The 20,704-nt window shown below is 75.7% G+C and carries 16 protein-coding genes; 8 read left to right on the top strand and 8 right to left on the bottom strand.

Annotation, left to right across the window (positions count from 1 at the left end; translation table 11 throughout):
- The 6 genes from AB0469_RS30625 to AB0469_RS30600 form a co-directional block, all read right to left on the bottom strand.
- Positions 1–904 (bottom strand): IS30 family transposase (locus AB0469_RS30625; protein ID WP_366454700.1); only part of this gene is annotated, 904 nt, incomplete at its 3' end.
- Between the two features lie 74 nt (positions 905–978).
- Positions 979–1,947 carry a D-2-hydroxyacid dehydrogenase family protein gene (locus AB0469_RS30620; RefSeq protein WP_366454699.1) on the bottom strand — a complete coding sequence of 323 codons (969 nt, stop codon included), beginning with the start codon at positions 1,945–1,947 and terminating at the stop codon, positions 979–981.
- Positions 1,944–2,894, bottom strand: coding sequence for an aldo/keto reductase (locus AB0469_RS30615; RefSeq protein ID WP_366454698.1), 951 nt, complete (start codon positions 2,892–2,894; stop codon positions 1,944–1,946). The genes AB0469_RS30620 and AB0469_RS30615 overlap by 4 nt, the downstream gene beginning before the upstream one ends.
- Before the next feature lie 169 nt (positions 2,895–3,063).
- Entirely contained in the window at positions 3,064–4,239 is a 1,176-nt protein-coding gene (locus AB0469_RS30610) for a UDP-N-acetylglucosamine--N-acetylmuramyl-(pentapeptide) pyrophosphoryl-undecaprenol N-acetylglucosamine transferase (protein WP_366454697.1), read from the bottom strand.
- On the bottom strand, positions 4,236–4,667 hold the full coding sequence (locus AB0469_RS30605; protein WP_366454696.1) for a DUF6191 domain-containing protein: 432 nt from the start codon (positions 4,665–4,667) through the stop codon (positions 4,236–4,238). Before AB0469_RS30605 ends, AB0469_RS30610 begins: the two co-directional genes overlap by 4 nt.
- 84 nt (positions 4,668–4,751) lie before the next feature.
- Positions 4,752–5,738: a hypothetical protein gene (locus AB0469_RS30600; RefSeq protein ID WP_366454695.1), complete on the bottom strand. Its 987-nt coding sequence runs from the start codon at positions 5,736–5,738 to the stop codon at positions 4,752–4,754.
- Positions 5,739–5,835: 97 nt separating this feature from the next.
- Between AB0469_RS30600 and AB0469_RS30595 the strand changes: the two genes are divergently transcribed.
- The 3 genes from AB0469_RS30595 (at position 5,836) to AB0469_RS30585 (ending at position 11,260) form a co-directional block, all read left to right on the top strand.
- Positions 5,836–6,294 carry a hypothetical protein gene (locus AB0469_RS30595; protein ID WP_366454694.1) on the top strand — a complete coding sequence of 153 codons (459 nt, stop codon included), beginning with the start codon at positions 5,836–5,838 and terminating at the stop codon, positions 6,292–6,294.
- A 156-nt stretch (positions 6,295–6,450) separates the two neighbouring features.
- Entirely contained in the window at positions 6,451–9,609 is a 3,159-nt protein-coding gene (locus tag AB0469_RS30590; protein ID WP_366454693.1) for a BTAD domain-containing putative transcriptional regulator, read from the top strand.
- A gap of 664 nt (positions 9,610–10,273) precedes the next feature.
- The gene (locus AB0469_RS30585; RefSeq protein WP_366454705.1) at positions 10,274–11,260 is read left to right on the top strand and encodes a hydroxyacid dehydrogenase; all 987 of its coding nucleotides are present in this window, start codon (positions 10,274–10,276) and stop codon (positions 11,258–11,260) included.
- On the opposite strand, the gene AB0469_RS30580 is transcribed toward AB0469_RS30585, so the two are convergent.
- Both AB0469_RS30580 and AB0469_RS30575 read right to left on the bottom strand, forming a co-directional pair.
- On the bottom strand, positions 11,248–12,048 hold the full coding sequence (locus AB0469_RS30580; protein WP_366454692.1) for a sugar phosphate isomerase/epimerase family protein: 801 nt from the start codon (positions 12,046–12,048) through the stop codon (positions 11,248–11,250). The two genes, AB0469_RS30585 and AB0469_RS30580, sit on opposite strands and share 13 nt — an antisense overlap.
- Positions 12,045–13,121 (bottom strand): LacI family DNA-binding transcriptional regulator, encoded by a 1,077-nt coding sequence (locus tag AB0469_RS30575; protein WP_366454691.1) that lies wholly within the window; start codon positions 13,119–13,121, stop codon positions 12,045–12,047. Before AB0469_RS30575 ends, AB0469_RS30580 begins: the two co-directional genes overlap by 4 nt.
- A 207-nt stretch (positions 13,122–13,328) precedes the next feature.
- Between AB0469_RS30575 and AB0469_RS30570 the strand changes: the two genes are divergently transcribed.
- The 5 genes from AB0469_RS30570 to AB0469_RS30550 all read left to right on the top strand — a co-directional run bounded on the left by AB0469_RS30570 (position 13,329) and on the right by AB0469_RS30550 (position 20,668).
- Positions 13,329–14,480, top strand: coding sequence for a Gfo/Idh/MocA family oxidoreductase (locus AB0469_RS30570; RefSeq protein WP_366454690.1), 1,152 nt, complete (start codon positions 13,329–13,331; stop codon positions 14,478–14,480).
- The gene (locus AB0469_RS30565) at positions 14,477–15,634 is read left to right on the top strand and encodes a dihydrodipicolinate synthase family protein (RefSeq protein WP_366454689.1); all 1,158 of its coding nucleotides are present in this window, start codon (positions 14,477–14,479) and stop codon (positions 15,632–15,634) included. Before AB0469_RS30570 ends, AB0469_RS30565 begins: the two co-directional genes overlap by 4 nt.
- Positions 15,635–15,639: 5 nt before the next feature.
- Positions 15,640–16,470, top strand: coding sequence for a sugar phosphate isomerase/epimerase family protein (locus tag AB0469_RS30560; protein WP_366454704.1), 831 nt, complete (start codon positions 15,640–15,642; stop codon positions 16,468–16,470).
- Positions 16,471–16,534: 64 nt separating this feature from the next.
- On the top strand, positions 16,535–18,928 hold the full coding sequence (locus tag AB0469_RS30555; protein ID WP_366454688.1) for a polysaccharide lyase 8 family protein: 2,394 nt from the start codon (positions 16,535–16,537) through the stop codon (positions 18,926–18,928).
- A gap of 138 nt (positions 18,929–19,066) precedes the next feature.
- Positions 19,067–20,668, top strand: a complete 1,602-nt coding sequence (locus AB0469_RS30550) for a N,N-dimethylformamidase beta subunit family domain-containing protein (RefSeq protein ID WP_366454687.1) — start codon at positions 19,067–19,069, stop codon at positions 20,666–20,668.
- Positions 20,669–20,704: the final 36 nt, after the last annotated feature.

Here is a 20,704-nt window from a genome sequence, read left to right as displayed (position 1 = left end):
CCGTTTCGACCAGCGCGTCGCGGACGTGTTCGGCGCTGCGGCCGTCGGGCAGGTGCAGGAGCATGACGTAGCGGGTGGCGCGTTCGACGAGAGTGCCGATCGCCGAGCCGCCGTCCTTGCCGATGATCAGATCGCCTTCCCAGTGACCGGGCACGGCCCGGTCTTCCGCTTCCGCGGGCCGCTCGCTGATCATGATCATCGGGTCGGTGAAGCGGGGCTGGCGGGAGTTTGCCTGGCGGTGGGGTCTGCGGCGCGCGCGGCCACTGCGCAGGGCGCCGGCCAGCTCTCGCCGTAGCTCTCCGCGTCCTTGGACGTAAAGAGCCTGGTAGACGGTCTCGTGGACCACGTGCATCTCCGGCCGGTCGGGAAAGGTTCTGCGCAGAGCCTGGCAGATCTGTTCCGGGCTCCACCGCTGGTCCAGGCCCGCTTGGACGGCCGCCCGCAACTCGGGGTTCTGGCTGATCTTGCGCGGCTTGGGGCGTGGACGGCGGGCATCGGCGCGGGCCTGGGCCGCGTGCGGCCGGTACTGCCCGTTGCCGGTGTGCCGGTTGCGGCGGACCTCACGGCTGATGGTGGAGGGGCTGCGGCCCAATTCGGCTGCGATCGCGCGGACCGTGGCTTTCTCCCGCAGCCGGTCGGCGATGTGTATGCGGTCGGCCTCAGACAGGTACCGCGAGGACACGGGAGGCGGCACCACCGTGTGTATCGGTGGTGCCGCCTTGTTCCTGCCGGACGGATTACGTCCGTTGCGCCAGCGTCTGCCGGTCTTCGGGTTGATCCCGACGATCCGGCACGCTTCCTTGTTGTTCAAGCCTTGCCGCATGAGCTGGGAGTATGCCGCCCGCTCCTGGGCCAGCTTCCTGGGTCCCTGCGGCTTCCGGTCTCCCCGGATCTCGAAGTCCATCGCACCCCTTGAAGTGGGGTGTTGCGACGACTCCTAGAACCCAAGATTCCGGGAGGGCCCTCGGCCGTCCGGGGTCAGGGCAGGACGCGGACGGGCGCGCCGTCGAGGAAGGCGAGGACGTCCTCGACCGCTTCCCCGTAGTACGTGGCGTAGTTGGCCCGGGTGACGTAGCCGAGGTGGGGCGTGGCCAGCAGGTTCGGGGCGGTGCGCAGCGGATGGCCGGCGGGCAGCGGCTCGGTGTCGAACACGTCCAGGCCGGCCCCGGCGATGCGGCCCGTGCGCAGGGCCTCCAGGAGCGCCTCCTGGTCCACGATCGCGGAGCGGGAGGTGTTGACCAGGCGGGCCGTCGGCCGCATCAGGGCCAGCTCGGCGGCGCCGATCAGGCCCCGGGTGCGCTCGCCGAGGGCGAGGTGGACGGAGACGAAGTCGCTGCCCGCGAGGAGCGCCTCCTTGGAGGGGGCCAGGGCGACCCCTTCCGCCGCGGCGCGCTCCTCGGTCAGGTTCGGGCTCCAGGCCGCCACGTCCATGCCGAAGGCGAGCCCGATCCGGGCCACCCGGGCGCCGATCCTGCCGAGGCCCAGCAGGCCGAGGCGGCTGCCGGCCAGGTCGGTGCCCACGGTCTGCTGCCAGGGCCCGCCCTCGCGCAGGGCGGTGTTCTCCGTGACGAGTCCGCGCGCGAGGCCGAGGAGCAGGGCCCAGGTGAGCTCGACGGGCGGGGTGGAGGAACTGGCCGTGCCGCACACCGTCACGCCGGCGTGGCCGGCGGCGGCGTAGTCGATGACCGAGTTGCGCATGCCGCTGGCCACCAGCAGCCGCAGGCGCGGAAGCCGCTCCAGCAGGCTCGCGGGGAAGGGGACGCGCTCGCGCAGGGTGACGAGGATGTCGTAGCCGGCCAGGCGGGCGGCCAGTTCGTCCTCGTCCGCCAGGTGGTCGGGGTAGGAGACCACCTCGACGCCCCGCGCGGTGACCGGCGACCAGTCGGCCAGGCTGGTGGCCGCCCCCTGGAAGTCGTCGAGTACCGCGCAGCGCAGGGCCGTCGTCATACGGCGTGGGCCCGGGCCACGGCGTCGATCTCGGCCAGCAGCCCGGCCTCCAGCGGGTTCGCGCCGGCGGCCGCGTTGGCGCGGACCTGCTCGGGTGAGGTGGCGCCGGCGATGACGGAGGCGCAGCCGGGCTGGGCGGAGAGCCAGCCGATGGCGAGTTCCAGGACGGTGCGTCCGTGCTTCTCCGCGAGCGCGGCCAGTGCCTCGACGGTGTCGAGGCGCTCCTCGGTGAGGTAGGCGTCGCGGCCTTCGAGGCGGGAGCCGGCCGGGACGGGGGCGCCCCGGCGGATCTTGCCGGTGAGCAGGCCGTTGGCGAGGGGGAAGTACGGGAGGACGCCGAGGCCGTAGTGGCGGGCGGCCGGGACCAGTTCGCGCTCGGCCGACCGCTCCAGCAGCGACCATTCGTTCTGCGCCGACACGAAGGGCACCGCGCCGGTCTCGCGGGCGGTGTGGGCGGCCTCGGCGAGCTGCCAGCCGCTCAGGTTGGAGTGGCCGATGTAGCGGACCTTGCCCTCGGCGACGAGCTCGGTGAGCGCGGCGAGGGTCTCCGCGATCGGGGTGGAGGGGTCGGGGCTGTGCAGCTGGAGCAGGTCGATGCGGTCGGTCTCCAGGCGGCGCAGGGACTCCTCGACGGCGCGCCGGATGTAGCCGCGGCCGCCTCGGGAGCCGGCGGCGGGCCCGTACCCCATGTCGACGCCGTCGTAGCCGAACTTGGTGGCGAGGACCACCTGGTCGCGTCGGCCCTTGAGGGCCTGGCCGAGGTGGTTCTCGGAGCCGCCCCGCCCGCCGTAGATGTCGGCGGTGTCGAGGAGGGTGATCCCGGAGTCGAGGGCGGCGTCGACGACGGCCCGGGTGGCCCGGAGGTCGAGGCGGGTACCGAAGTTGTTGCAGCCGAGGCCCACGGCGGAGACCAGGAGACCTGAACGGCCCAGGGGGAGATGGCGCATGCGGGATCTTCCTCCACACTCGTCGGGTGCATGATCGACAAGTGGCCAGTCTAGACAGGCGGGTCGGTCGGGGACACGGTCTTCGGCCCCGGCGGCGTGAACTCCGTGTGACGACGCGGGAGGGCGCCGCCGGCCCTGTGCCGGCGACGCCCTCCCGACCCGTCCGGGATCAGCCGTTGGCGGCGGCCAGCAGCACGTCCACGAGCCGCTCGGCGGCGTCGGGCCGCCCGTACGCCCGGGCCCGCTCGGCCATCTGCGCCCGCCGGCCGGCATCGGTGAGGAGCGGGCCGACCGCTTCCGCGAGGCCCTGCGCGGTGACCTCGCCGAGGAGGGCGACGGCGGCGCCCGCGTCGGCCAGGTACTGGGCGTTGTGCGCCTGCTCGTTGCCGGCCGAGGTCGCCAGCGGCACGAACACCGCGGGCTTGCCCAGCGCGGTGAGCTCGGCCAGCGTCCCCGCCCCGGACCGGGAGATCACGATGTCGGCGAGCGCGAGCACGTCCGGCAGCTCCGGCCCGACGAAGCCGGTCACGTGGTAGCGGCCGGCCAGCACCGGGTCCAGCCCGGCCGCCGCGAAGCGGAGCTCGTCGACGTTGGCGGGCCCGCACTGGTGGATCACGTTCGCGTGGCTCAGCAGCCACGGGAGCACCTCGCGCACCACGCCGTTGATCTGCTGGGCGCCCTGCGCGCCGCCGGTGACGTAGACGGTCGGCAGGCGGCGGTCGAACCCGACGAGGTTCAGCGCGTGCACGGCCTTGTCGGGGTGCCCGGAGAGCACCTCGGGGCGGACCGGGTTGCCGGTGACGACGGCGCGCTCGCGCACCTCGGCGGGGAGCAGCGGCAGGGAGGACTCGGAGGACACCGCGATGCGCGTCGCCGAGCCGGCGAGCTTGCGGTTGGCGAGCCCGAGGCGCACGGTCTGCTCGTGCAGCACGAGGGGCCGCTTGCACAGCCGCGCCGCGAGCCCGGCGGGCACGGCGACGTAGCCGCCGGTGGCCAGGACGACGTCGGGCTCGAACTCGGAGACGATCGTGCGCGCCTGCGCCACGCCGAGCGGCACCCGCGCCATGTCCTTCATGTTCGCCGCCGACAGCATCTTCAGCGGGTTCGCCGAACGGCGGATCTTGCCCGTGGCGACGGTCTTGAACGCGATCCCCTCGGCCGGCGCGACCCGCGCCTCGAGCCCGTCGGCGGTCCCGATCCACAGCACGTCGAGCGTGCCGCCGGCCGCCGCGAGTCGGCCCTGCAGGGTACGGATCGCGGTCAGGGCGGGGTAGGTGTGTCCACCGGTCCCCCCACCCGTGACGAGCAGCCGGAAGGAACGCGGAAGCGCGGAAGAAAGGTTCACCCGGCCCACCCTACTGTCCTGCCGGGAACATCTCCCTCCGGGGCCGACCCGCCCGCCCCGGCCACCGCACCGGCGCCTGCCGCCGGTACGCGTCGGGGCCGGGCCGGCCCGGGCCGCTCCAGGCGGGCCACGCCGGCGTCGAGGTCGATCCCGGTCCTGCGCGGGGCGCCGTCCTGCTCGTCGTCCCGGAGCACCAACTCGATCCGCCGCTGTTCCAGTTGGGCCCGCTTGCCGGGGTAGATCAGGGCGTGCAGCTCCTCGGTGGCGGTCGCGCCCGCGCCCCGGCCGCCCCGGTCCCGTCCCGGGGCACGGCCGGGCAGCCACCCCCGTCTCCGGGCCCGGCCGACCGTGTACTGGACGGCCGCCAGCACGAAGAGCGGTATCACCACGATCAGCACGAGGAGCGGACTCGTCAGCAGGCGCAGCACGTCCCGACAACGTCCACCGTCCCGCCCGGGTTCCCGCGTTCCCGGGCGGCCGGTGCGCGGGGCCCTCCGGTGCGGGGTCCGAGATCAGCCGGTCCGCAGGCGGCGGGCCTCGGCGACGAGCCCGGGCGGCAGGCCGGGGCCGGCACACGCGCGGTCGATCAGCAGGGTCCGGTACGAGACGTCCGGGAGGTCCGGCGCGAGCCCGATGAGGTCGCGCAGGTCATCGGGGGAGCCCGTGAGCCGGGCCCGGTAGGCGGCCGCGGCCGCGCGCAGCGTGACCTCGGCCGGCTCGTGCTCCAGCCCCTGGCCGGCGAGCCGGACGGCGCTGGTGAAGTCGCCCTGCTCGGCGCGTACGTCGGCCAGGTCGAGGTACAGCGACCAGTTCGCGGGGTCCAGGACGCGGGCGCGCTCGAACGCCGCCGCCGTCCGTTCGGGGTCGCCCAGGACGCGCCACGTCCCCGCCCGCACGACCTCGGTCATCATGACCGGCCCGGCGGCGTCCGCCCGGTCGCAGAGGGCGAGCGACGCGTCGGTCAGACCGCACGCCCTCAGGAAGATCGCCATCCTGGCCATCGCCTCGGGCCGCGGCTCGCGTGCGCAGACCGTCTCGACGGCCCGGATCCAGGGGCCGAGCGCCTCCCGCGTGCCGTCGCCGTCCAGGGCGCGGCCGTAGTCCGTGGTCCGCATGACGGCCTCGGCGAACGCCTCCGCGCCCACCGTCCCCAGGAACCGCGCGTCGCCGAACCAGGGGGCCGCGGCCCAGGCGACGTCGGGACGCGCGCCCGTGGCCGAGCCGAGCGCCGTCACCGCCCCGTCCATGTCGTCCTCGAGGAAGCGGACGTACGCGTACGCCGGCACCGTCCGCAGGGAGTCGGCGCCCCGGAGGATCCCGGCCAGGTCGGCGCGCCGTTCCTCCCACAGTTCGGCGAGGGCCGCGTACGGTTCGGGGTCCTGCGGCGCGGAGGCGATCGCGGCGCCCAGGTGGTGCACCGCCGCCCGCAGGTCGCCCCCGCAGTGCGCCAGCACGCGCGCGAGGCCGACCGCGGTGGCTGACGCCCGGTTCGATGTCATCCGGGGATCGTACGGGGTCCCCCTCCAGGCGGCCCGCAAGGGCGTCCCGCCCCGGCCCGGCCAGCGCGCTCCCGCCCCCGTCGGTGATGATTGCGGCATGCAGCCGACGCATCTCCCGACGACCGAGTCGGCCGTCCGCGCGATCCGCGCGATCGCCGAGGAGTACCGCCTGCCGTTGACCGTCACCGACGACATCGGCGCCGACCGGACCTCGCGCCGCACCGCCGCGGACCCCTTCAGCTCCCTCGACCCCGACGGGTCCCTCCCGCACGAGGCCTTCGTCGCACTCGACGGCACGCCCGCGGTCACCGTCCGCCTCTTCCCCGAGGAGGACGCGGAGATCACGGTGGACCGGGTCGAGTTCCACGACGTCCCCCGCGACGCGGTGCCCGCCTTCCTCCGCTCCGTCTACGGGGGCCTCGCCCACACCAGGGGCCGCTTCTTCCCGCCGGGCCTGTGGCTGGTCGTCCCCGTGCCCGGGGACACGACGTACAAGGAACTCGTCACCTCTCTCCATCCCACCTCCTGGCTCCTGCGCAGCGCGCGCAACGCGTAGGCGGGGGAAGGAAGGGGGTCGCCGCGTCGGACGCCCTGCCCGGTGCGCACGACCGCGGCCCGGCACGCGACCGGGACCCCGGCCTGCCCGGATGCCGTTCGGCGGCGGGGAGTTGACCCGGGGGTGCCCGTCCGGCACCCGTGACAGAATCGGCGCGTGCAGATCGGGGTGCTGGGTCCACTGGAGGTGCGCGCGCGGGACGGACGTCCGGTCGACGTGCCGGGTGCGCGGCTGCGCGGGCTGCTGGCCGCCCTCGCGCTCAGGCCGGGGCGCGTGGTCCCCAAGGCGGTGCTCGTCGACTGGATCTGGGGGCCGTACCCGCCCGCCGACGCGACCAACGCCCTCCAGCGGCTGGTGTCCCGGCTGCGGAAGGTGCTTCCCGACGGGGTGGTCGAGGGCCTGACGGACGGGTACCGGCTGGCGGTGGAACCCGACGCCGTCGACGCCGTGCGGTTCGAGCGGCTCGTCACCGCGGGGCAGGCCCGCAACGATGACCTCTCCGGGCGGGTGCGGCTGCTGCGCGAGGCCCTCGGCCTGTGGCGCGGCGCGGCCCTGCAGGACGTCGGCCTGCAGGACAGCGCCGCCTGCGACGCGGCGGTCGTACGGCTCGAGGGGCTGAGGCTGACCGCCGCGGAGGCGCGGGCCGAGGCGGACGTCGCCCTGGGGCGCGGTGCGGAGGTGGTCACGGAGCTGGCCGACCTGGTGGCCGCGCACCCGGTGCGGGAGCGGCTCGTCGCCGCCCTGATGCGCGCCCTCGTCGCGGCCGGCCGCGACAGCGAGGCGCTGCAGGCGTACCAGCGGGCGCGGGAGGCCCTGGCCGACACCCTGGGCGCCGACCCCTCCCCCGAGCTGTCCGCCGTGCACCTCGCGCTGCTGCGGGGCGAGCTGGGGCGGCGCGAGGAGGGCCCGAGGACCAATCTGCGCGCCGAGCTGACCAGTTTCGTCGGCAGGGGCGCCGACGTCGCCGCCGTCCGGGGGCTGATCGCCGAGCACCGGCTCACCACCGTGATCGGGCCGGGCGGCGCGGGGAAGACCAGGCTGGCCGCGGAGACGGCGCGCACGCTGCTCGACGACCTGCCGGACGGGGCCTGGCTGGTGGAGCTCGCCGCCGTCGGCGCGGACGGCGGCGACGTGGCGCAGGCTGCGCTCGACGGACTGGGCCTGCGGGACGCCCTGCTCGGCGGGGCCCCGAACGCGGAGCCGACGGACCGGCTCGTCGCCGCGGTCCGCGACCGCGAGGCGCTGCTCATCCTCGACAACTGCGAGCACGTCATCGAGGCGGCCGCCGTCTTCGCCCACCGGGTGCTCGGCGAGTGCCGGCGGCTGAGGATCCTGGCGACGAGCCGGGAACCGCTCGGCATCACCGGTGAGGCGCTGTGGCCGGTCGAGCCGCTGGCCCTGCCCCGGGGCGACGCCGGCCCGGCCGAGATCGAGTCCTCGCCGGCCGTCCGGCTGCTGCGGGACCGCGCCGGGGCGGTGCGCCGGGACCTCGCGGCGGGCTCCGGCACCGACGCCCGCACGCTGGCGACGATGGTGCGCGTCTGCCGGGCGCTGGACGGGATGCCGCTGGCGATCGAACTGGCCGCGGCCCGGCTGCGCACGATGTCCGTCGACCAGCTCGCCCACCGGCTGGACGACCGGTTCCGCCTGCTGACCAGCGGCAGCCGGACCGCACTGCCGCGGCACAAAACGCTGCGCGCGGTGGTCGACTGGAGCTGGGAGCTCCTCAGCGGCGCCGAGCGGACGGTGCTGGGCAGGCTCTCGGTGTTCTCCGGCGGGGCGGGCCTGGAGGCGGCCGAGCGGGTCTGCGCGGACGGCGCGGTCGCGGAGCACGAGGTGCTCGAACTGCTCACCGCCCTGACCGAGAAGTCGCTGCTGCGCGCCGAGGGCGGTGCGGCCCCGCGCTACCGCATGCTGGGCACGATCAAGGAGTACGCCGCCCACCGCCTCGCCGAGGCCGGGGAGGCCGAGCGGGCGCGGCAGGCCCACCTGGCGTACTTCACCGGGCTCACCGAGACCGCGGAGCCGCACCTTCGGCGCGCCGAGCAGTTGGAGTGGCTGGCCCTGCTCGGGGCCGAGCACGACAACATCGGCTCCGCGATGCGCGGCGCGCTCGCGGCGGGCGAGGCGGAGGCGGCGATGCGGCTCGCGGCGGCCGCCGGCTGGTACTGGTGGCTCAGCGGGCACCGGACCGAGGGGATGGAGCTGGTCACCGCGGCCGTCGGTACGCCCGGCGAGGTCGCCGACGACGTACGGGCCACGGCGTACGCGCTGGTCGTCCTGTTCGTCAGCGCCGGTCGCGGCGACGAGCACCAGGCGGCGGAGTGGATCCACGAGGCGTACCGGTCCAGCCTGCGCAGCCGGCGCCGCAACCCGCTGCTGGGCCTGGTCACCGCGCTGGAACGCATGCTGGAGGCTCCCGACGCCTTCCTGCCCGCCTTCGAACCACTGCTCGACAGCGAGGACCCCTGGGTGCGGGCGCTGGGCCGGCTGCACCTGGGCAAGATGCGGATCATGCTGGGCCAGGAGGGGCGCGACGCGGACGCGTACCTGGAGACGGCGCTGGCCGAGTTCCGGTCGCTGGGCGAGCGGTTCGGGATCTCGTTCGCGCAGACGGAGCTGGCGGAGCGGATCGCCGTGCGCGGCGGGTTCGCCGCCGCCTGCGAGCACCTGGAGCAGGCGATCGCGGTCGTCACCGAGCTCGGCGCCGTCGAGGACGTCATCCGGATGCGGTCGCGGCAGGCCCAGCTGTACTGGCTGCAGGGTGACGGGGACGCCTGCGCCGCCGCCCTCGCCGAGGCGCAGCGGTACGCGGAGGGGGTCACCTGGCCGGACGCCCTGGCCGAACTGGCCCTCGCGCGGGCGGAGCTGGCACGGTGGGGCGGGGAGGGCCGGGAGGCGCGCCGGCAGCTGGGCCTGGCGGCGTCCCTGCTGGGCGACGAGGCGCGGCAGGGGAACGTCCTCGCGGTGACGCATGACCTGCTGGGCTACCTCGCCGACGACCTCGACGAGGCCCGCGCGCACCATGCGGCGGCCTGCGCGGCGGCGGCCGGGGCGGGACACGCGCCGCTGATCGCCCAGGTGCTGGTCGGGGTCGCGGACCTGGCCCTGCGCCGGGGTGCGTACGAGCAGGCGGTACGCCTCCTGGCGGCGAGCGCGGCCGTACGGGGGCTCCAGGACCGCTCGCAGCCGGATGTGGCCCGCATCGAGCGGGCCGCGCGCCGCCACCTGGGCGACGCACGGTTCGCCGAGGCGGCCCACGAGGGCACCGGGACCGCCTGGCCCGACCTGACCGCGGCCGCGCTCGCTCCCTGAACGGTCCCGGGCGACAGCCACGACCGCGAACGCGGCCATGCCGCGGCAGCCACCCGGCCGACCACCACCGGCCGACGACAGGATGCCCCCGGGGCCGCCACAACGGACCCGGCGAACGGCCGGACCGCCGTCCCCCGCAGCGCCGCAGGAGTCCCGTGCAGCAATGTGATCAACGCCCGTCCACCCGGCAAACCACCACCGGCCGACGACAGGACGCCGCCGGGGCCGCCACAACGGACCCGGCGAACGGCCGGACCACCGTCCCCCGCAGCGCCGCAGGAGTCCGGTGCGGCGGTGTGATGGACGCCGCTCGCCGTCGTCCCGACCGGGTCGGCCTGCGGGAACCGCGGCGCTCCGTACCTCCGGGCCGAAGGCGGCCCGACGCGGCAGGCTCCGGGGGCCGTGCCGTCGTGCTCTCAGCGGCCCGAGCCGGTGCCGTCCGGGCGCGGTGATCGGGCCGGCGGGTGAACCACGGAGCCCGCCCACGTGTCGCCGCTCCCGCCCGGGGCGGGCTCTGTGAGCATCGTCCTGCCCCGCCCTTCACGGCCCTCGGCCGCTGCGGCTCCGGCGCCCGGGGCCCAGCACAGGCCGCCCGGGGCCCACCGCAGGAGGCGCCCGCGTGACCAGCCCGGCAAGCCCTCCCCGGCCCGCCACCGTGCTCGCGATGAGCCCGGGCACGCGGGCAGCCGTGCTCGGCGGCCGGGTGCTGGCCGAGCTCGTCCGGGTCGCCGATGTGGACCCCGGGCTGCTGCTCACCGACTTCGCACGGCGGGACCCGGCGCTGAGCCGGCGCCTCGCCCACGTCGAGGTGCTGTTCACCGGCTGGGGCTGTCCCGCCCTGGACGCGGACGCGCTGCGCCGGATGCCGCGGCTGCGGGCCGTCGTGCACGCCGCCGGAAGCGTCAAGCGGCACGTGACCGAGGCGTGCTGGGAACGCGGTCTGCTGGTCTCCAGCGCGGCCGCCGCGAACGCCCTGCCCGTCGCCGAGTACACGCTCGCCGCGATCCTGTTCGCCAACAAGCGGGTCCTGGAGGCCGCTCGCGCCTACCGGACCGCGCGCGGACCGATCGACCCGCTGAGCCGCTACCCCACGGCCGGCAACTACGGGCGCACCGTCGGCCTCGTCGGCGCCTCCCGGGTCGGCCGGCGGGTGCTGGAGCTGCTGCGCCCGTTCGACCTTCGGGTCCTCGTGCACGACCCTTACGCCGACCCGGCCGAACTCGCCTCCCTCGGCGGCGAGGCCAGCGGACTGGACGAACTGCTCGGCCGCAGCCACGTGGTGAGCCTGCACGCCCCCGAACTTCCCGGGACCCGCCGCCTGCTGGACGCCTCCCGGCTGGCCCTGATGCCGGACGGCGCCACCCTGATCAACACGGCCCGGGGTTCGCTCGTCGACACGGAGGCGCTGACGCGGGAGCTGGTCACCGGGCGGCTGCACGCCGTCCTCGACCACACCGAGCCCGAGGTACTGCCCGCCGGCTCCCCCCTGTACGACCTTCCGAACGTCCTGCTCACCCCCCACGTGGCGGGATCCCTGGGCGGAGAGCTGGACCGGCTGGCGGTGACGGCGGTGGAGGAGCTGGAGCGCTACGCGCGCGGTGTCGGCTTCCGCTACCCGGTGGACCGGGACCGCCTGGCCTACTCGGCCTGATCGCCATGGACCACCAGCCCTTCCAGGTGTGCGCGGCCGCGGCTGAGCCGGGCGCCGGACAGCTCGGCCGCCCCGGGGTACCAGCGTCTCTCGTACTCCCAGCACAGCCACCCGTCGGCCGGGCCCCCGGCCACCGCCCCGGCCAGCGGCAGCACGCCCGCACCCAGCGGGACCGGAGTGAGGTCGTCGGCCGAGGCCACGTCCTTGACCTGGAGGTAGCCCAGATGCGCGCCCAGCCGCCGTCTCGACTCGGCTGGCCCTTCGCCGCCGAGCCAGGTGTGCAGGACGTCCCACAGCGCGCCCACCGCCGGATGCCCGACCCCGTCGAGGACGCGGGCGGCGGCCGCTCCCGTGCGGTGCGAGTCGTGGGTCTCCAGCAGGATCCGCACCCCGTTCCGCTCCGCGCAGGGCGCTGCTTCCCCCAGGCGGCGTACGGCATTGGCGTCGGCCTGCGGCTGCGGCAGTCCGTCCCCGCCGGGGAACACCCGTACGTACGGGGCCTCGAGGTCGGAGGCGAGCCGGACCAGGGACCTCAGCTCGGCGAGGACCGGCCCGTCGGGGCCCGCCGCCGCGACCCTGGTGTAGCCCGCGACCCCGAGGACGCCGACCCCGGCCCGGGTGACGGCCCGCAGTCCGGCGACCCGGTCCCCCGGCGGGCTCTGGGGGTGCAGCGGCTCCTCCGGGTGGGCGCGCACCTCGAGGCCGTCGTAGCCGTGGCCGGCGGCCAGCTCGGCGCTCCGGGCGAGCGGGGTGCCCGGCAGGCCGAGGGTGGACAGGGCGTACCTCACGGCATCCTCCCGGCGGTCGGCGGCGGTGCGGTCGAGGCGCGCACCATGAGGGCGGTGGGCAGTGTGGTGATGCCCCCCGGGGGCAGGTCCCGGCGGCCGGTGACCAGCTCGGCGGCGAGCGCTCCCGCCTCGCGCAGCGGCACCCGGACGGTGGTGAGGGCGGGGGCGGTGTCCTGGCTGAACGGCAGGTCGTCGAAACCGGCGACCGAGACGTCCTCGGGTATGCGCAGGCCCGCCTCGCGCAGGGCGGCCGCGGCCCCTGCGGCGGCCGTGTCACTGGCTGCGGCGACCGCGGTGAAGGGCATTCCCCTGCGCAGCAGTTCGCGGGTGGCGTCATAGCCGGCGGAGCGGTCGAACCCGGCGTGGACGGTGAGTTCCGCACAGGCCCCGGGAAGCGCCGGATCGTGGCGCTGGAGGGCTTCCCGGTGTCCGGCGAGGCGCTCGCGGGTGGTGCTGCGGCCTGGCGGGCCGGCGACGTAGGCGATGCGGCGGTGGCCGAGTGTCAGGAGGTGTTCGGCGAGCCGGAACGCACCTCCCCGGTCGTCGAACACGACCGTGGCGACGGGCAGGGCGGACGGTACCGGCAGGGGCGGGCGTCCGCAGAGGACCACCCGGGCTCCGGCGGCGGCCATGCGCGCCACCCGGGCGGCGAGTGCGGCCGTGTGCTCCGGGTCCTCGGCGGCCGCACCGGTGAGGACGACGCCCCCGGCGCGCTGGCCTTCGAGCAGGGTGAGGCAGGCGGTCTCGGCGGCCGAGGCGCCCTGGGTGTTGCAGACGACGGCCAGGCGGCGCGCCCCGCCCTCCCCGGCGGGGTCGAGGGCGTGCTGCAGGGAGCCCGCGAGGATGCCGAAGTAGCCGTCGGCGATGTCGTGCACGAGGATCCCGACGAGGTCGGAGCTGGCGGCCGCGAGGGCCCGGGCGGGGGCGTTGGCGATGTAGCCGAGCTCTTCGACGGCCCGCTCCACCCGGGTCCTGGTGCCGCCGGCCACCGGATAGCCGCCGTTCAGTACGCGCGAGACCGTCGCGGGCGACACGCCCGCCCGAGCCGCGACCTCTGCAAGAGTCACCGCCATCGGGATCCCCTCCCCCTGCGGCCCGCCGCTGCCGCGGGCCCTCGTCCGATCTGGTGTGTGAACCTCATGGTGCCTGATGGAGAAAGCGCTTTCTATCACCCGAACGGGTAATTGATGGGCGCCAGTTCCGAGACCTAGCCTGATCGACAGAAAGCGCTTTCCTTCGCTTTCCGCAGACGATGCCGAGCGAACGGGAGGTGGGTCGCCATGGAACGCAGGACGATCAGGATCGCGATGAACGGCGTGACCGGGCGGATGGGGTACCGCCAGCATCTGGTCCGGTCCCTGCTCGCGCTGCGCGAGCAGGGCGGGCTGGACCTCGGCGACGGCACCGTGCTGTGGCCGGAGCCGGTGCTGGTCGGGCGCCGCGAGGCCGCCCTGCGGGCCATCGCCGAACGGCACGGGCTGGAGCACGTCGGCACCGACCTCGATGCCGTCCTGGCCGATCCGGAGGTGGAGGTCTACTTCGACGCCCAGGTGACCGGCGCCAGGGAGGCCGCCCTGCGCCGGGCGGTGGCGGCGGGGAAGCACGTGTACTGCGAGAAGCCGACCGCCCTGGGTTTCGCGTCCGCCCTGGAGCTGGCCCGGCTGGCGGCGGCGGCCGGCGTCAAGCACGGCGTGGTGCAGGACAAGCTGTTCCTGCCGGGCCTGATGAAGCTGAGACGGCTGGTCGAGGCCGGCTTCTTCGGCGAGGTCCTCTCCGTCCGGGGGGAGTTCGGCTACTGGGTCTTCGAAGGGGACCGGGATCCGGCCCAGCGCCCCTCCTGGAACTACCGGGCACAGGACGGCGGCGGCATCGTCGCCGACATGTTCCCGCACTGGGAGTACCTGCTGCACGAGCTGTTCGGCCGGGTCCGCACCGTGCAGGCCCTGACCCGGACGCACATCGGCCGCCGGTGGGACGAGGAGGGCAAACCCTACGAGGCCACGGCGGACGACGCCGCCTACGGGATCTTCGAGCTGGAGGGCGGTGCCGTGGCCCAGATCAACTCCTCCTGGGCGGTGCGGGTGCACCGCGACGAGCTGGTCGAGTTCCAGGTGGACGGGACGCACGGTTCGGCCGTGGCCGGGCTCCACCACTGCCGGATCCAGCACCGCGCGGCCACGCCGAGACCGGTGTGGGACCCGGACCTGCCGGCGGCCGGCTCCTTCCGCGCCCAGTGGCAGGAGGTACCGGACCACGGGCCGGTGGACAACGGGTTCAAGGCCCAGTGGGAGCTGTTCCTGCGCCACGTCGTACGCGACGAACCCTGGCGCTGGGACCTGCTCGCAGGGGCCCGCGGGGTGCAGCTCGCCGCACTCGGGCTGCGCTCCTGCGCGGAGGGGCGCCGGCTGCCGGTGCCGGAGGTGACGCTGTGAACGCCATCCGACTCCCGTCGGCGGACGGCGGGTTCCGCCTCCACCGGCCCTCCGCCGCGCCCCTCGGGCCGTACGCCTGTGGTCCGGCCCGCAGCCGGACCCTCTACGCCGCCGTCCATGTGGCCGCGTCCCCGCCCTCCGCGCCGGGCGGCGGGCCGGCGGTCGACTGGGAGGCCACGCTGGCCTTCCGGCACCGTCTGTGGGCGCTGGGGCTCGGTGTCGCGGAGGCCATGGACACCGCACAGCGCGGCATGGGACTGGGCTGGCCGGGCGCGGCGGAGCTGATCCGCCGTTCGGCGGCCGAGGCCCGGGCCGTGGGCGGCAGGATCGTCTGCGGCGCCGGAACCGACCAGCTGCCGCCCGGCCGGGTGCACTCGCTCGCGGCGGTCACCGCCGCGTACGAGGAACAGCTCGCGCACGTGGAGGGCTGCGGGGCGGGGGCCGTCCTGATGGCCTCCCGCGCCCTGGCCGCGGCGGCCCGGGGCCCCGAGGACTACCTGGAGGTCTACGGAACGCTGTTGCGCCGGAGTTCGCGGCCCGTGCTCCTGCACTGGCTGGGACCGGTGTTCGACCCCGAGCTCGCGGGGTACTGGGGCCACGACGGCCTCGACGGGGCCGCGGACGTCCTGGTGGCACTGGTCGGCGCACACCCGCGGAAGGTGGACGGTGTCAAGGTCTCGCTGCTGGACGCGGAACGGGAGAAGGACCTCAGACGCCGGCTCCCGGCGGGCGTTCGGTGCTACACCGGCGACGACCACCACTATCCGGAACTGATCGCCGGGGACGGGGAGCGGGCCAGCGACGCCCTGCTGGGGATCTTCGACCCGATCGCCCCGATCGCGGCGCGGGCGGCGCTCGCCCTCGACCGGGAGGACCCCGACGGGTTCCGGGCGCTGCTGGATCCGACGGTCGCGCTGTCACGGCACCTGTTCGCCCCGCCGACCCCGCTCTACAAGACGGGAGTGGTCCTGCTGGCCTGGCTGGCGGGATACCAGGAGCACTTCACGATGCTGGCCGGGCTGGAGTCGGCCCGTTCGCTCCCCCATCTGGCGCGGGCCTACGAACTGGCGGACCTGCTGGGCCTGTTCCCGGACCCGGAACTCGCCGGGGCCCGGATGCGCCGGCTCCTGTCGGACCGGGGGGTGGGGACGTGAACGGGGTGGCGGCCCCGGCCCGGTTCAGCCTGAACCAGGAGACGGTGCGGCAGTGGTCGGTGCCCGAGCTGGTGGCCGGGTGCGGGGCGGCCGGGGTGGCCTCGGTGGGGCTGTGGCGGGACCCGGTGCGCGGGTTCGGGGTGCGGGAGACGGCGCGGCTGATCGCGGCCGCCGGGCTGCGGGTCAGTTCCCTGTGCCGGGGCGGGTTCTTCACCGCCGCGGATCCGGGGGGCCGCGCGGCCGCGCTGGAGGACAACCGCCGGGCGGTGGAGGAGGCGGCCGAACTGGGTGCGGACGCCCTGGTCCTGGTCTCGGGCGGGCTGCCGCGGGGCGAGCGGGACCTGGTCGAGGCGCGGCGCCGGATCGTCGGGTTCCTGGGCGACCTGGTCCCCTGGGCCGCCGGGCACGGGGTGCGGCTGGGCATCGAGCCGCTGCATCCGATGTTCGCGGCGGACCGGTGCGTGGTCTCCACCCTGGGGCAGGCCCTGGACATCGCCGAGCAGTTCCCGGCGGAGCGGGTCGGGGTGGTGGCCGACTCCTACCACCTGTGGTGGGACGAGCGGCTGGCCGCCGATCTGGGCCGGGCCGGTGCCGGCGGGCGGATCGTGTCCGTGCAGGTGGCGGACTGGGTGACCCCGCTCCCCGAGGGCGTCCTGCTGGGCCGGGGCCAGCTCGGTGACGGGTGCGTCGATCTTCGGCGCTTCCGGGAGCTGGCCGACCGGGCCGGCTACCGGGGGGCGGTGGAGGTCGAGATCTTCCATCCGGGCCTGTGGGCGCGGGAGGGCCGCGAGGTGCTGCGGGAGGTGATCGACCGCTACCGCGAACACGTGGAATGAGCCGGCCGCAGCGGCGGCACGGCCCGCTGCGGAGGAGCTGTGGGGATCGGACCGAGGAGATGTGATGACAGGAGTGTGGAGTCGGCGCGCCTTCCTGTCCGCCGCGGGCGCGGGGGCGCTGCGGGCGGGCGCGCCGGCCGACCGGGCGGACGCCCGGGGCGTGGGCGATGTCCACGGGGCGATGCGCGAGGCCTGGCGATCACTGGTGCTGGGCACCGGGTTCTCCGAGGCGGCCGAGCCGTTCCGCTCGCGGCTCGCCGAGCTCGGGCAGGAGGCCGGCCGATGGGCCGCCGCGATGGCTCCGGCGCCGGGTGCGCTCTGGCCGGACCTGGGGTTCGCCTCGGATCCCGAGCCGATGGTGCGGAGCTTCCAGCGGCTGCGGACCATGGCGGAGGCCCATGTGCGGCCGGGCACCGGGCTCACCGGGGACGGGGCGCTGCTGGCCTCCGTGCTGGCCGGGCTGGAGGAGCTGCAGGCGCAGGTGTACCACGCGGGCCGGGAGCCGTACGGGAACTGGTGGTGCTGGCGGATCGGAGCGCCGCAGGCACTGCTGGACGTGTGCGTGCTGCTGGACGGGGAGCTGTCGCAGGCCCGCCGAGACGGCGTCTGCGCGGCGGTGGACCACTTCGTCCCGGACTCGTCGGTGGCCGTGTACGGCGGGACGAGCACGGGCGCCAACCGGGTGGACCTGTGCCGGGTGCTGGCGGTGCGCGGGGCCGTCGGCTCCGACGCGGCGAAGGTCGCCCTGGCCCGGGACGCGCTCGGGCCGGTCTTCCCGTACGTCACCGCGGGCGACGGTCTCCACCGGGACGGGTCCTTCGTCCAGCACGGCGCGGTGGCGTACACGGGGACCTACGGCGCGGTGTTCCTGGAGGGGCTGGGGCTGCTGTTCGCGCTGTTGAAGGGCACACCGTGGCAGGTCGTGGATCCCGCGCGGCAGAACGTCTTCGACGCCGTGGAGCGGGGCTGGGCGCCCTTCCTGTTCAACGGGCTGGTCATGGACGCGGTGTCCGGGCGGGCGGTCAGCCGGGGGCTGGCGGCGTCGGACGCCCGGCAGGTCCAGCAGGACGACCACTCCCGCGGCCACGCGGTGCTGGCCGCGGTCCTGCTGCTCGCCGAGGGGGCGGGCGCCGCCGAGCGGGCCCGGTGGCGCGCCCTGGTGAAGGGGTGGGCTGCGCGGTCGCGCCACAGCCCGCCCCTCGCCGACCGGACGCTGGGGCTGTCCGCGCTGGCCCGGCTGGCGGAGCTGGAGGCGGACCCGTCGGCGGCGCCGCTGCCCGAGCCGGTGGGGCACCGGCTGTTCCCCTCGATGGACCGGGCCACCCACCGCAGACCGGGCTGGGCGGCCTCGCTGTCCATGGCCTCCCGGCGCATCGCCCACTACGAGACGGGCAACGGGGAGAACCTGCGCGGCTGGCACACCGGCAGCGGGATGCTCTGCTGGTGGGGTTCCTCGTACGGCAACGACCAGTACGCGGACGCGTTCTGGCCCACCGTCGACCCGTACCGCCTGCCGGGCGTCACCGTGGCGCGGAAGGCGCTGGCGGACGGGGCGGGCGGCGCGTGGGGGGCCGCGCGGCCGGACACGGCGTGGGTAGGCGGTTCGTGCGACGGGGAGTTCGCGTCGGTGGGCCAGCACCTGCGCGGTCTGGGGAGCACTCTGGAGGCCCGCAAGTCCTGGTTCTTCCTCGACGACGCGATCGTCTGCCTGGGGGCGGGGATCCGTGCCTCGGACGGGGTCCCGGTGGAGTCGGTGGTCGACTGCCGCAACCTCGGTGCGGACGGGGCGCACGCCCTGACGGTCGGCGGGCGCGTGCAACCGTCGGACCCGGGCTGGTCGGCGGAGTTCCGGTCCCCCGGCTGGGCGCACCTGGCGGGCTCCGGCGGGTACGTCCTCCAGGGTCCGGGGCCCTTCAGGGCCTTGAGGGAGGGGCGTACCGGCCGGTGGAGCGAGGTGAACCGGGGCGGATCCACGGCCGCGCTGACCCGGCGCTACCTCACCCTCTGGTACGACCACGGCGAGGACCCGGTGGACGCGGGGTACGCGTACCAGCTGCTGCCGGGGGCGACGGCCGCGCGGACGGCGGCGCGGGCGGCGACGCCCGGGTGGCCCGCCGTCCTGGCCAACAGCGCGGCGGCCCAGGGGGTGGCCGTCGGCCCGCTCGGTTTCACCGGGGTGAACTTCTGGCGGGCCGGAGCGGCGGGCCCGCTGGCGGCGAGCGCCCCGTGCTCGGTGACGGTGCGGCGGCGGCGCGACGGCACGGCCGGGGTGTACGTCGCCGACCCGGCCCGGGCGGTCGGGGAGCTGGTCCTGGTGTGGGACCGGCCCGTCGCGGCGGTGCTGTCCGGGCCGCAGGCCCTGGTGTCGGCGCGCACGGGGGCGCGGCTGCGGCTCGTCTTCGGGGACCTCTCGGCCACGGCGGGGGTGAGCCATGAGGTGGTGGTGCGCTTGCGGTGAGCGGGGGGCTCCACGGCCGACTCCGGTACCGCCCCCGGTACCGCCCGGGCGCAGCGGGGACCCGGCCGGACCGGGGGCGGTGCGCCTTCGGCGGGGTGGTGGAGGGTGGGCGGGCAGGGGTGTCATAACGTGCCCCGCATGGATCAGGAGCACACACCCGGGGGCGCCGAGGGCGCGGGCAGGCGGCGGTTCCTCGCCATCGCGACGGGCGCGGCCACCGCCGCCGGGCTCGGCTCGGCCGCCGGCTGCGCGGGCGGCGCGAGCGGGGCCGCGCTGAAGGCGAAGGGCGCGGGCAAGGAGTCGCCGTCGGCGCCCGGGCAGGCCGGTTTCGACGTGAAGGCGGAGAACGCCCGGCCCGGCAACGCCGACTGGCACGTGGTCAAGGCCGGACCCGCCCGCGCCATCGAGGGCTTCACGGACAAGGTGAGCGTGCTGCCCGGGGAGTCGTTCGGGCTGCACGTGTCCACCACCGCCCCGCGGTTCACCGTCTCCGCGTACCGGATGGGCTGGTACGGCGGGGCGCGGGCCCGGCTGGTGTGGCGTTCCGAGGCGCTGCCCGGGGTCAGCCAGCCCGAGCACACGGTGGACGCCGGCACCCGTATGGTCCGCACCCGCTGGCCGCGCACCGCCACGGTGGACACCAAGGGCTGGCCGGAGGGGTGTTACCTGCTGCGGCTCGACGCGCAGGGCGGCGAGGGGCAGCGGTTCGTGCCGGTGACCGTCCGCTCGGCGGCCGCGGCCGGCCGGACGGTGATCGTCAACGCGGTGGCGACCTGGCAGGCGTACAACCGCTGGGGCGGTTATGGCAGCTACGACGGCCCGAACGGCGGCTACGCCTCGCGTTCGCTGTCGGTGACCTTCGACCGGCCGTACGAGTACGACGACGGGGCCGGGCTGTTCCTCGTCTACGAGGCCCCCCTGGTCGCGCTGGCCGAGCGGCTCGGGATACCCCTGGCGTACGCGACGACCACCGACGTGGCGCGCGAGCGGCGCCTGCTGGAGGGGGCGGCGGCCGTGCTGTCCCTCGGCCACGACGAGTACTGGTCGCCGGAGCAGCGCGCGCACTTCACGGCGGCCCGGGACGCGGGCAGCAACATCGCGGTACTCGGCGCGAACTGCTGCTTCCGCCGCATCCGGCTGGAGCCCTCCGAGCTGGGGCCGGACCGTACGGTGGTCTGCTACAAGTCCTCCTACGACCAGGACCCCGGCTTCAAGCGGGGGCATCCGGCGACCGTCGACTTCCGCTCCCAGCCGGGGGCGGACCCGGAGAGCTCGCTGCTCGGGGTGATCTACGACGGCTACCCGGTGGACGCCCCGTACGTGGTCGTGAACCCGGGCCACTGGCTGTTCGCGGGAACGGGCGTGAAGGCCGGGGACGGTTTCGCGCACCTGGTCGGCGTGGAGTACGACAAGGTGAACACCGGTTTCCCGACCCCGCGTCCGATCGAGATCCTGGCCCACTCCCCGGTGGTGTGCGAGGGCCGGCCGAGCCATCAGGACACGGCGTACTACACCGTGCCGAGCGGGGCGGGGGTCTTCGCGACCGGCACGATGCGCTGGGTCGAGGCCCTCGACGCGGCCGGCGACGGCCGCAGCGGCGCCAACCACGGCCTGGACGCCCGTGCCGGCGCGCTGACCACCCGGGTGACGGAGAACCTGCTGCGCGTCTTCGCAGCGGGCCCGGCAGGACGGACGCACCCGGCGCAGGACAACGTCAAGGCGGTGTACGGGGGGGCGTGAGCCGCCGGCGGCGGTCTTTCGGTGGACCGGACGCGG

It is taken from the genome of Streptomyces sp. NPDC093801 (genome assembly GCF_040701585.1).
Lineage (GTDB): Bacteria > Actinomycetota > Actinomycetes > Streptomycetales > Streptomycetaceae > Streptomyces.
The sequence above is the reverse complement of the archived record's forward strand: the minus strand, read 5'-3'. Positions and strand labels throughout refer to the sequence as shown.

Bases quoted from the DNA above. Each gene is read 5' to 3' on its own strand.
- AB0469_RS30620 (WP_366454699.1), bottom strand. From the start codon at position 1,947: ATGACGACGGCCCTGCGCTGCGCGGTACTCGACGACTTCCAGGGGGCG.
- AB0469_RS30615 (WP_366454698.1), bottom strand. From the start codon at position 2,894: ATGCGCCATCTCCCCCTGGGCCGTTCAGGTCTCCTGGTCTCCGCCGTG.
- AB0469_RS30600 (WP_366454695.1), bottom strand. From the start codon at position 5,738: ATGACATCGAACCGGGCGTCAGCCACCGCGGTCGGCCTCGCGCGCGTG.
- AB0469_RS30595 (WP_366454694.1), top strand. From the start codon at position 5,836: ATGCAGCCGACGCATCTCCCGACGACCGAGTCGGCCGTCCGCGCGATC.
- AB0469_RS30585 (WP_366454705.1), top strand. From the start codon at position 10,274: ATGAGCCCGGGCACGCGGGCAGCCGTGCTCGGCGGCCGGGTGCTGGCC.
- AB0469_RS30575 (WP_366454691.1), bottom strand. From the start codon at position 13,121: ATGGCGGTGACTCTTGCAGAGGTCGCGGCTCGGGCGGGCGTGTCGCCC.
- AB0469_RS30570 (WP_366454690.1), top strand. From the start codon at position 13,329: ATGGAACGCAGGACGATCAGGATCGCGATGAACGGCGTGACCGGGCGG.
- AB0469_RS30555 (WP_366454688.1), top strand. From the start codon at position 16,535: ATGACAGGAGTGTGGAGTCGGCGCGCCTTCCTGTCCGCCGCGGGCGCG.
- AB0469_RS30550 (WP_366454687.1), top strand. From the start codon at position 19,067: ATGGATCAGGAGCACACACCCGGGGGCGCCGAGGGCGCGGGCAGGCGG.